The 10,624-nt window shown below is 69.2% G+C and carries 8 protein-coding genes; 2 read left to right on the top strand and 6 right to left on the bottom strand.

What is annotated here, in order from left to right; all coding sequences use genetic code 11:
* Nucleotides 1–4: 4 nt before the first annotated feature.
* Genes IEZ09_RS10365 through IEZ09_RS10345 form a run of 5 tightly spaced genes read right to left on the bottom strand, consistent with a single transcriptional unit; the run spans nucleotide 5 to nucleotide 4,386 of the window.
* Nucleotides 5–328 carry an anti-sigma factor family protein gene (locus IEZ09_RS10365; protein WP_189253407.1) on the bottom strand — a complete coding sequence of 108 codons (324 nt, stop codon included), beginning with the start codon at nucleotides 326–328 and terminating at the stop codon, nucleotides 5–7.
* Complete coding sequence (locus IEZ09_RS10360; protein WP_189253441.1) at nucleotides 325–834, bottom strand: sigma-70 family RNA polymerase sigma factor; 510 nt, start codon at nucleotides 832–834, stop codon at nucleotides 325–327. The genes IEZ09_RS10365 and IEZ09_RS10360 overlap by 4 nt, the downstream gene beginning before the upstream one ends.
* 9 nt (nucleotides 835–843) lie before the next feature.
* Nucleotides 844–1,617: an enoyl-CoA hydratase/isomerase family protein gene (locus tag IEZ09_RS10355; protein ID WP_189253406.1), complete on the bottom strand. Its 774-nt coding sequence runs from the start codon at nucleotides 1,615–1,617 to the stop codon at nucleotides 844–846.
* Between the two features lie 10 nt (nucleotides 1,618–1,627).
* The gene (locus IEZ09_RS10350) at nucleotides 1,628–2,857 is read right to left on the bottom strand and encodes an FNR domain-containing protein (protein ID WP_189253405.1); all 1,230 of its coding nucleotides are present in this window, start codon (nucleotides 2,855–2,857) and stop codon (nucleotides 1,628–1,630) included.
* Nucleotides 2,854–4,386, bottom strand: coding sequence for an amino acid adenylation domain-containing protein (locus tag IEZ09_RS10345; protein WP_189253404.1), 1,533 nt, complete (start codon nucleotides 4,384–4,386; stop codon nucleotides 2,854–2,856). The genes IEZ09_RS10350 and IEZ09_RS10345 overlap by 4 nt, the downstream gene beginning before the upstream one ends.
* 211 nt (nucleotides 4,387–4,597) lie before the next feature.
* On the opposite strand from IEZ09_RS10345, the gene IEZ09_RS10340 reads away from it, so the two are divergent.
* Nucleotides 4,598–5,155, top strand: coding sequence for a family 16 glycosylhydrolase (locus tag IEZ09_RS10340; protein WP_229812420.1), 558 nt, complete (start codon nucleotides 4,598–4,600; stop codon nucleotides 5,153–5,155).
* A gap of 45 nt (nucleotides 5,156–5,200) precedes the next feature.
* Here the strand turns inward: IEZ09_RS10340 and IEZ09_RS10335 are convergent, their stop codons facing one another.
* A complete protein-coding gene (locus tag IEZ09_RS10335; RefSeq protein ID WP_229812419.1) occupies nucleotides 5,201–8,863 on the bottom strand; it encodes a glycoside hydrolase family 2 TIM barrel-domain containing protein in 3,663 nt (1,220 codons plus the stop codon).
* A gap of 348 nt (nucleotides 8,864–9,211) precedes the next feature.
* Here IEZ09_RS10335 and IEZ09_RS10330 point away from each other — a divergent pair, with 348 nt between their 5' ends.
* Nucleotides 9,212–10,624, top strand: coding sequence for a BNR repeat-containing protein (locus IEZ09_RS10330; RefSeq protein ID WP_189253402.1), 1,413 nt, complete (start codon nucleotides 9,212–9,214; stop codon nucleotides 10,622–10,624).

Below are 10,624 nucleotides of genomic sequence, written 5' to 3'. Positions count from 1 at the left end.
ACGCTCACGGACACAACAGGAACGAGAGCACCGCGCCGATCACGGCGGCGACCAGCACGGCGGTCGCCGAGTACACCAGGGTGCGTCGCTTGACCGTCCGCACCAGCCGCGGCAGGACCGTCGCGGGGACCTCCGGCGCGGCGGTGAGCGACTCCACCGCCCACTCGGCGGGCACGCGGGACAACAGCCCCGCCGTGCCCGCGAGCCCGCCCACCTGGTGTTCGCAGGGAGGGCACAGGACGAGGTGGCGTTCGTAGGCCTTGCGATCGCCGGGGGACAGGGACCCCAGCACGTAGGCCACGTCCCACTCGTGGAACGGGCACGTCACCGCCCGGTCACCCCGTTCTCCTCCAGCGCGAGCCGCAGCGCGCGCAGGCCGTAGTGCAGGCGGGACTTCACCGTTCCCGGTGGCACCTCCAGCGCTTCGGCCAGCTCGGCGATCGACTCGCCGCGGTAGTACGCCCGCACGATCACCACCCTGTGCTCGGGTTTGAGCTGGGACAGGGCGTCGGCGATGAGCCAGGCGTCCAGCGTCTTGTCGGTGTGGTCGGAGCGCGGGCGGTCAGGAGGGCGGGCCGAGCCGACCTCCCAGCGGGCGCGGGCGCTGCGGCACTCGTCGATGGCGTAGTTGCGCGCCACGGCGTAGAGCCACGCCTTGGAGGCCGCGGTGCCCTGGTCGAGGATGTCCGGGTTGCGCCAGGCCCGCAGCAACGCCTCCTGGACGACGTCCTGCGCCAGTTGCTCGTCGCCGGTGAGGCGGAGGGCGTAGCGCCAGAGCGCTTCGGCGTGGCCGTCGTGCAGGGCGCGGAGCAGGGTGCTGTGGTCGTCGTTGATGGCGCACTCCTAGGTCCGGAACCGGGGCGTGCGCTTGGCGAGGAACGCCGCTGTGCCCTCGCGCATGTCGTCGGTGGTGAAGGCCAGGCGAAACGCTTCGAGCTCTGCTCGCAGGCCCTCGGCGACGCCGAGGCCGTCCACGGTGTTGATCACCGACTTGCAGGCGGAGACCGCAGCGGGGGAGTTGGCGGCGATGTCGGTGAGCACGCGCCGGGCGGCGGCGAACATCTCCTCGCGGCTGTCGAAGACCTCGTTCACGAGCCCGAGGCGATGTGCGTCGACGGCGTCGACGCGACGGCCCGAGTAGATCAGCTCGCGCGCCTTGGCGACGCCGACCCGGCGGAACAGGCGGACGCAGCCGCCGAAGCCGGGGATGAGACCCAGCAGCACCTCCGGCTGGCCGAAGACGGCTTTGCGGGTGGCGTAGATGAAGTCGCACGCCATCGCCATCTCGCAGCCGCCGCCGAGCGCGTACCCGTCGACGCACGCGATCACGGGGACCGGGAGCTGTTCGATGCGCCGGGTCACCTCCTGGCCCAGCGCGCCGAACGTCTCGCCCTGCTCCGGTGTCATCGTCGCCATCTCGCGGATGTCCGCCCCGGCGATGAACGCGGGCCCTTCCGATCCCGTGAGCAGAACCGCGCGCGGACCGGTGAGGCCGGTGAAGAGGTCGCGCAGCTCGGTGAGCGTCTGCTCGGACAACGCGTTGCGCGCCGCCGGGCGGTTCACCGTCACGGTGAGGACGCCGTCGAGCTCGTCGAGCACGAGTGTCTGATAGTCCACAGTGGTCTCCTCACGAGTCCCAGATGGCGCCGTAGGCGGGGATCCCCCTGGCCTCCAGCTCCTCGACGACGTGCCAGGTGGTGGGTTTGTTGGAGATGCAGATGACCGCCTCCGCGTCGAAACGCCTGCAGGCGTCGTAGGCGAGCGCGACCAGGTCGGGTTTGCCGCTGGTGTCGGTGTCCCAGACGACGGCGTCGGGCTGCACGCCGAGGATCTCGTCGACCAGCGCGTCGCCGTAGGTGCGGCGCGGGCTGCGGGTCGACCACACCAGCACCGACGGGGTGTCGCCGGCGAGCAGGTGGGGCAGACAGGGGCCGATGCCGCTGCCGGTCGCGACCCACACGACCCTGGTGAACAGCTTGTCGATGTTGCCGACGCCCGCCGTCGGGATGCCCTTGACCCACACGTGGCTCGGCTGGTCCGCGATGAACTTCGCCGTCCAGTCGCCGGCGCGGGAGATCGTGAGCCGGAAGCCGCTGCGGCCCGGTGCGGGGACGTTGGCGAAGGAGTGCCACTCCAGCAACGGGTTGCGGCTCACCGTCGTCGACGAGCCAGCGAACGGCGTGACGCCGTGGTCGAACGACACCAGCGCGACGTGCGGTGAGGGGCTGACGATGTGCACGGGAACCCGTCGCAGCCGCAGCCACGGCAACGCCACACTGGCCACCACGAGGGCGAGGGGCCAGAGGAAGACGGGGTTCGACACCGCCGCCAGCACGCCGAACAGCACGAGCACCGTCCACCCGCCGAACCGGTGGGAGCGTTCGAACAGGTCGTGGTGCTTCGCCCGCAGGCGGGGGAGCGCGAGCACGACCAGCGCGCCGAGCAGGGCCATGATCGTCCACGTCAGCGCCAGGACGAACGGTGGTCCCGAGGTGGTGGCGGCGAGGACGAGGAACCAGGCGGTGGCGCAGATCGCGGCACCGACGTGGATCCCGCCGAAGTGGTAGACCTTGCCGAGCGTCCAGCGGATCTTCAGCGGCCAGTGCTTCGGCGCGCTGGTGGCGAGCCTGAAGAGCAGGTTGATCACGAGCTGCTGCCGGATCAGGGCGGCCACCGTGAGGTTGGCGACGACCAGCGCGGTCACCCGGTCCGAGTCACCCGCCCAGCCGAGGAAGCAGAGGTTGACCAGCACGACGGCGACCAGGAGCCGGTTGTGGTGGGTGAACGGACGGCGGCGCAGGATCGTGCGCAGCGAGCGGTCGGCCGGCGGGAGCGCGATGGCGTGAACCGAGGTCATGCCACCGTTTCCTTCTGTCCGTCCAAACGCGACAGAAGCGCCCTGCGGTCCACCTTGCCGCGCTCGGTGGTCGGCAGCGTGTCGACCGGCACGATCAACGTGGGCACGCAGTAGTAGGGCAGATGCTCTTCCACGGCCCTGCGCGCCTGTTCCGGCATCGCGCTGGCCGGGCTGATGAACCCGACGAGCGTCCCGTTGTGCAGCAGTGTCGTGGCCCGGCTGCAGTCGGCCGCGCGCTCCAGCGCGGACGTCACGGCGTCGAGCTCCACCCGAAACCCGCGCACCTTCACCTGGTCGTCGGTGCGGCCGTGGTGCTCCAGCTGACCGTCGCGCGTCCACCGGCCGAGGTCGCGGGTGCGGAACATCAGGTGATCGCCACCCAGGAACGGATCGGGCCGATACCGTTCCGCCGTCAGCGAAGGATCACCCAGGTAGCCCGCGGTGACGCACTCGCCGCCCGCCCACATCTCGCCGACCTCGCCGATCGGGCACGGCCGCAGGTTCTCGTCGAGCACGTACACGGTCGTGTTCGGCACGGGCTTGCCGATGGTCAGCGGACCGCCGGGTTCGTAGCGCTGCACCGTGTTGACGATGGTGACCTCGGTGGGTCCGCACGAGTTGTGGAAGACGGCCTGGCGCGCCCAGGTGTCGGCCAGCGCCTGCGGACACCGTTCGCCGGCGACGGCGACCGTGCGAACCCGGCTACACGCTGCGGGATCCAGCGAGGCCAGCACGCTGGGCGTGGCGATCACGACGTCCACGGTGCTCGCGGTCTGCTCGATGTCGCTGCCGCGGACGACGAGCGTGCCACCGTGGGCGAGCGTGCCGAGGATCTCCCACATCGCCATGTCGAACGCGATGTTCAGCAGCTGCGACACCCTGGTTCCCGGTGTGACGCCGAGGCATCCCGGCGCGGTGAGCAGGACGTTGCACAGGTTGGCGTGCGTGACCTGCACGCCGTTCGGCCGCCCGGTGGTACCGGAGGTGAAGATGACGGCCGCGATCTTCGCGTTCCCGGTGGGCGTGCGGCGGAAGTCGCTGGCGTCGGGCACCTCGTCGATCGCGATGACCGTGCCGAGGCTGTCCGGCAACTTGGACCGGTGCTCGCTGGTCGTGAGCACGAAGTTGATCCGCGCTGTCCGGACGATGTGTCGCAAGTGGACTTCCGGGGCGATGCGGACGTCCTGCGGCACGTAGGCCGCACCCGCTTTGAGGATGCCGAGAATGCCGACGACCATGGAGATCGACCGGGTGAGGAACAGCCCGACGCACTCGCCCGGCCGCACCCCAGCGCGGGTCAGGAACTCGGCCAGCAGCTCCGCCCTGCGGTTCAGCTCGGCGTAGGTGATGGACTCGCCGAGGTGCTCCACGGCGGTCAGGTCCGGGTGTCGCGCGGCCTGTTTCTCGACCGCGTGGTGGACGTGGTGGAACGGCGGGACCCGGATCGGTCCGGCGCCGAACGCCTGGAACAACGCGCGGTCCAGCGGCGAGAGGTCGCGCAGAGCGGAATCGTGGAACTCGGCTTTCACTGCAGGATGCCCTTTCTACAGCGTTGCGCGGTCACCCGTTCTGAACGAGACACACCCTCACATCGTTCATGTCGAATCGAACTGGCTGTCGAATCGACGAACCTGTTACACGGCAGCAACTTTTTACTGCGCAGTTAAAGATGAGAATCGCAGCAAGCACTTTCGCGTTCGTTCTCCTGACCGGCCTCACGACGCCCGCGCACGCGGCGGTGTGCTCACGCTGAAGGCGACGCGGATCTCGTGGGACAAGGGCAACAGCGGGGCCTCCCCGCACCTGCCGATCCGCTACCACTCCGGCGCCGTCCACGCCAAGGAGCACGTCGTCGTCAACGACCAGTTCCCCAACTGGGAGGTGAAGGGCGACTTCCAGGCGCCGTCCGCACGCGGCACCTGGCCCGCGTTCTGGCTCACCGGGGCCAACAGCTGGCCGCCCGAGAGCGACATCCTGGAGTTCAAGGGGGACAACCGGAACTGGTCCAACACCTTCCGGACGTCGAGCGACGTGTCCAGCTCGAGCGTCGGCGTGTCCTCACCCGGCTCGTGGCACACCTACCGGGCGTGGATCACCAAGGTCAACAGCACCGACGTCGACATCCACTACTACCTCGACGGCAAGTGGATCGCCAAGCACACCGGGAAGAACTTCGCGGGCAAGCCCCTGTGGGTGATCATCAACCTGCAGATGGAGGGCTCGTCCGGCAGCCCGGGCCCGGCCGCGGAGACGGTCTACCGGGCCCGCAACGTCTACATCGGACGGACACGGGCGTGAGCGGTGGCCCCGGCCGGGACCGGGGCCACCTGGTGCCAGCCCCGGTCAGGCTCCCGCCGGCCGGCCCGACCAGGCCTCCTGCGACGTCAGCGGCCGCAGGGTGATCGTGTACTCGTAGGTGCTGTCCGGGCGCACCTGGCTGCGCTGCCGCACCGGGTTCGGCGTGTCGCCGACACCGGTCACGGCGTGGTCCGCGTGCAGCGTGAAGTAGCCCTTGTTGCGCTGCAACATGAACGGGTACGCGGCCCGCTCGATGTCGTCGTACTGCGTCACGCTGACCTCGCGCGCACCCGACACCAGCAGCCCGGACGTGCGGCCGTCGGTGAGCAGCGCCCACCTGGTGTCGGTGTGGTTGCCGTGGTCCTGCGGACGGTGGTATTCGACGTACTGGTCGGCCACGGACGTGGTGTGCACGCCGATCGGTGTGCCGTCCTTGCGGTCGACGTAGCTCTCCGCCTTCCGGCCGTACCAGGAGAACGTCGAATAGCGGTCCGGCACGGACAGCTGGACCCCGATCCGCGGCAGGTACGGCAACGTCCGCATGCCGCCCTGCGGCGTCACGCGGTGCCCGAGCCGCAGCACACCGGACGTGTCGACCGTGTAGACCATCGTCTGGTCGAACCACGCCCCGCTCACACCGGGCGCGGCGACCCTGCTGTCCACGACGATCCGCGTGGCCTTGACGCCGTCCTTCTCCACCCGGACACCGGTGACGGTGGTCTCCAGCCGGTCGAGGCCCGCCTTGCGCCAGTCCTCGCCCTCCGCGCGACCCCACGTGTAGGTCTCGTTGCTGATTGGCGCCCGCCACGCGTCGAGCTTCGGCCCGCTGGTGAGCAGCTCCCGGCCCCACGACTTGATCGACGTCAGCGTGCCGGTCTTCTTGTCGACCGTGTACGCCGCACCGGCCGCGGTGGCCGTGACCTTGTTCGCGTCCTCCTGGGTGAACACGAGGGCCCAGTCGAGCGGCGCCCTGTCCAGGCCGGGGATCCGGCTGCCGCCCAGCGAGAACTGGTCGTGCGCCAGCACGTGCCCGGACGTCACCGCTTCGACGGTGAGGAACCGCTCGCGGTCGGCGTCGTTGACCGGCACCGGCAGCGAGATCTGCGCGGTCGAGGCGGCGGCCACCCGCAACGGCTGTTCGCCGCTCTTGACCGTCCGCGAGCCCTCGGTGACCCGCCAGCGCAGGGTGAGGTCGTCGGTGCCGGTGAACTGGCGTTCGTTGGTCACCGACAGCACTCCGCCGGAGTAGGCGTACCGGATCGGCTGGTGTGCCCACGCCATCTGCAGGGTCTCGGGCTGGGGCGTGCGGTCGGTGTTGATCAGACCGTCCACACCGGACAGCGTCGACCCGTACGCGAAGTGCGTGCCCTTCTCCTGGACGCGGTCGAAGTCGAGCGCCAGCACGGCTCCACCGACGGGCGCGGAAGCGTTCAGCTCGGCCGCGGACAGCGCCCGGTCGTAGATCCGCACGTCGTCGACGTCACCGGCGGCGAGCCGGGTGACGGTGGACGGGTCGTTCCACGACATCTCGAAGTCGCGGCCGATGTTCACGTCCGCCGCCGAGTAGTCGATCGCGCCGGTGAACGGCAGGTTCCCGACCTCGGCGCCGTCGATGTACAGCCGCAGCGCGGCACCGTCGTACGTACCGCTGACCCGGTGCCACTTGCCGTAGAAGTCGGCCGGCACCTTCGCCTGCACCGCGCGCCAGGTGCCGCTGTGGATGAAGAACTCGAGCGTGGTCTCGTTCTTCATCTTGAGCGTCCACTGGTGGTCGCCCTTGGCGATGATCGGGAACTGCCCGGTCCACCTGCCCGGCTTGACCCACGCGTCGAGCGTCAGCGCGGTGCCGGTGATGTCGAGCTTGCGGTCGCGGTAGACCTCGACGAAGTCGTCGAGCCCCGACAACGACAGCGCCTTGCCGCGGTGACCGTCGACGAGCTTCGGCGCGCCGGACAGCAGCGCGGTGATGTCGTTGCCGGACGTGTCGGGCGTGATCAGGGTCTTCTGCCTGATGTTCTGCTCGGCCCAGTCCCAGATGAACCCGCCCTGCGTCTGCGGGTTGGCCCTGATGATCTCCCAGAACTCGCGGAAGTTGCCGAGGCTGTTGCCCATGGCGTGCGCGTACTCGCCGAAGATCAGCGGCTTGGTCGTGCTCTTCGCCTGCTCCGCGAACCTCTCCGGTGACGGGTAGCGCGGGCCCCAGACGTCGGCGAACGGCGCGTCACCGTCGGGGTTGTTGGACTGGTGGTAGACCGGCCGGGACGGGTCGGCGGCCTTGACCCACTTCGCCATCTCGTAGTGGTGCGCGCCGAGTCCGGCCTCGTTGCCGGTGTCCCACAGGAAGACGCTCGGGTGGTTCTTGTCGCGCTCGACCATGGCGATCATGCGGTCCATGAACGTGTCGCGCCACTCCGGCTGGTTGGCCTGGCACCACCGCGAGCAGTTCTCGTGGTTGTGCGTCTCGATGTCGACCTCGTCGTCGATCCAGAGGCCGTGCCGGTCGGCGAGGTCGTAGAAGTACGGGTCGCTCGGGTAGTGCGAGGTGCGGACGGCGTTGACGTTGAGCTGCTCCATCAGCGCGACGTCGCGTTCCTGCGCCTTCCTCGGCACGTGCCGGCCGTGGTCGGGGTCCGTCTCCGCGCGGTTGACGCCCTTGAACAGCACGCGCTTGCCGTTGACCAGCAACGTGCGGTCGCGGATCTCGATCTTGCGGAAACCGGTGGTGTCACTGGTGATGTGGGTGACCTTGCCGTCGGGCGCGGTCAGCGTGAGCACGACGGTGTAGACGTTCGGCGTCTCGTCGGTCCACTTGGCGGGGTTGCGCACGGGCATCGTCAGCCGTGCGGTGCTGCCGTCGGTTTCCTGGCTCGCCGAAGCGACTTCGGCTCCGCGAGAGTCGCGCAGGCCGGCCGTGACGCGGTGCTTTCCGGTGGTGCCACCGGGCTTGTGGCCCAGTTCGACGTCCGCGGTGAGCGTCGCGTCGGTGTAGGTGGCGTCGAGGTCGGTCCTGAGCGTGACGTCCTGAATGAACGTCGCGGGCGTCGAGTACAGCGTCACCGAGCGGAAGATGCCCGAGTACCGCCACTGGTCGTAGTCCTCGAGGTAGGAACCGGCGCTCCAGCGGTGCACCTGGACGGCGATCTTGTTGCGGCCGGGTCGCAGCGCGGGGGAGATGTCGAACTCGGCCGGGGTGTAGCCGCCCTGGTCGTAGCCGACGTACTTCCCGTTGACCCACACGAAGTAGCCCGAGGTCACGCCCTCGAACCGCAGGAACGTCTCGCGCTTGGTCCAGTCGGCGGGCACGTCGAACTCGCGGACGTACGCGCCGGTCGGGTTGATGTCACGGGGAACTCGGGGCGGGTCGTCCGGCTGGACCTCGGTGGCGATGTTGCGGAAGATCGGGTGGTCGAGGCCGTCGGTCTGCCACGTGTGCGGCACGGTCACTGTGCGCCAGCCGGACGTGTCGTAGTCGTCGGCGTAGAACCGCGCGGGAACGTCGGCGGGCTTGTCCGCCATGGCGATGCGCCACTTGCCGTCGAGCGACTGCGTGAACGGCGTGCGCTCGTCCCCGCGCACGGCGGAGGCGATGTCGGCCTGCGGGAGCAGCAGCGCGTGGTGCGGTTCCTGTCCCTCGGCGATCCTGCGCGGATCTTCGAGATAGGTGTGCACGTCAGGTGGGGGATCCACGGCGGCGGCGATCGGTGTCATCGAACCCGCCGCAACCAACATGACTGTCGCAAGAACAATCGCGCGCCGCACGCTGAACCTCCATGTTCAGACAGAAATGAACACAAGTGAACAGTTCGACGTCGGACGCGACAAGGGGCCGCGAGGTCCACGGCCTTCACAGATCGGCTGCTGTTATCGAACGGTGAGTCTCTTGCGTTCGATTTTGTTCGACATCACGCTGCCGATCAGCAGGCCCGCACCACGATCAACTGGCGGCACGGCAACGTGTCCCGCGCACGCCGGCGACTTCTGGTTCCCCTGCTCTGGCGTCGCCTTCAACGGCCGTCTGGAAGTTCGCTGACTCCCTCGACGAAGAGGATGTGGAAGATGAAACGCAGGACGGCGCCGGTAGTGCTGGCGGCCGCGGTGTTGCTGGCCTCGCTCGCGGCACCCGGATCCGCGGCGCCCGCGGCGGCACCGGTGGTGAGCCTCGTCGGCGACACGCTGCTGGACACTTCGGCGCTGTACTTCGTCTCCTACGACGGGGTGGTGAACAACAACTCGTTCCAGCAGGACGCGATCCTGACCTACCAGGGCCGTCAGTACGCCACCTGGTACACGGCGAGCCGCAACGTCGTGGTCGCGCGGCGCACCATCGGCAGCACGCGGTGGGAGTCCGTCGTGCTGCCGCACCGGCTCAGCGTCGACGACTCGCACAACGTGATCTCGATGGGGATTTCCCCGCAGGACAACACGATCCACGTCGCGATGGACACGCACAATACGCGGTTGTTCTACCTGCGGTCCCAACCGGGCCTCGCGATCGGCGCGCAGCAGTGGAACGCCGCCGCGTTCGGGGAGGTGCAGCGGACGCTCGGCGGCGTCGAGCTCGGGTCGATGACCTACCCGCAGTTCGTGGTGACGCCGGAGGGCAGGCTGCAGTTCAGCTACCGCACCGGCGGGTCCGGCAACGGCGTGAACGAGCTGGCCGAGTACTCCGGCGGCACGTGGCGCAAGCTCGGCGGCTGGTCGTCGGCCACCGGGTCCTACACCGGCCCGAATGGCGTCGTCTCCACCACCCGCAACATGTACCTGCACGGCCTGACGTATGACCGAAGTGGACGGTTGCACGCCGCCTTCACCTGGCGTGAGGGCAATGCCGGGGTGCTGTGCAACTCCGGCGGGCTCACCAACCACGACACCGGCTACGTCTACAGCGACGACCGCGGCCGGACGTGGCGCAACGGTGCCGGAACCGTCGTCGGCACGACGGGTGGCACGCCGGTGAGCGTCACCTCACCCGGTCTGGTGGTCGACCCGCTCGACCCGAACCACGGCCTGATGAACCAGGAGAGCCAGGCGGTGGACGCCGAGGGCCGCCCGCACGTGGTGATCAGCTACGTCCCCGGCCGGTTCACCCAGTGCGTGTCGAACTACGCGCAGCAGCGTGCCCAGTACGGCCGCACGTTCCACGTCTTCCGCGGTGCGGACGGCAAGTGGACGAAGAGGGAGGTGCCGATCCCGCCGAACCACACCCAGCGCACGAAGATCGTGTTCGACCGCGCCGACAACGCCTACCTGGTGATGCCTCGCGGCAGGATCGTGGCGGCGAGCAAGGCCAGCGGGTGGACGGACTGGACGACCGTGTTCGACCGGCCGTCGCTGCAGGCGTTCGGCGAGGTCAACGTCGACACGTCCCGCGTGGTGTCGCAGGGGATGCTGTCGGTGCAGTACCAGCAGGCCTCCACCGGCACGACGCCGTCGCCGATCCGCGTCGCCGACTTCCGGCTGGGGGCCTGA

Origin of the sequence: Lentzea flava (assembly GCF_014648475.1) — a bacterium.
Lineage (GTDB): Bacteria > Actinomycetota > Actinomycetes > Mycobacteriales > Pseudonocardiaceae > Lentzea > Lentzea flava.
The sequence above is the reverse complement of the archived record's forward strand: the minus strand, read 5'-3'. Positions and strand labels throughout refer to the sequence as shown.

Bases quoted from the DNA above. Each gene is read 5' to 3' on its own strand.
- IEZ09_RS10335 (WP_229812419.1), bottom strand. From the start codon at position 8,863: ATGACACCGATCGCCGCCGCCGTGGATCCCCCACCTGACGTGCACACC.
- IEZ09_RS10350 (WP_189253405.1), bottom strand. From the start codon at position 2,857: ATGACCTCGGTTCACGCCATCGCGCTCCCGCCGGCCGACCGCTCGCTG.
- IEZ09_RS10330 (WP_189253402.1), top strand. From the start codon at position 9,212: ATGAAACGCAGGACGGCGCCGGTAGTGCTGGCGGCCGCGGTGTTGCTG.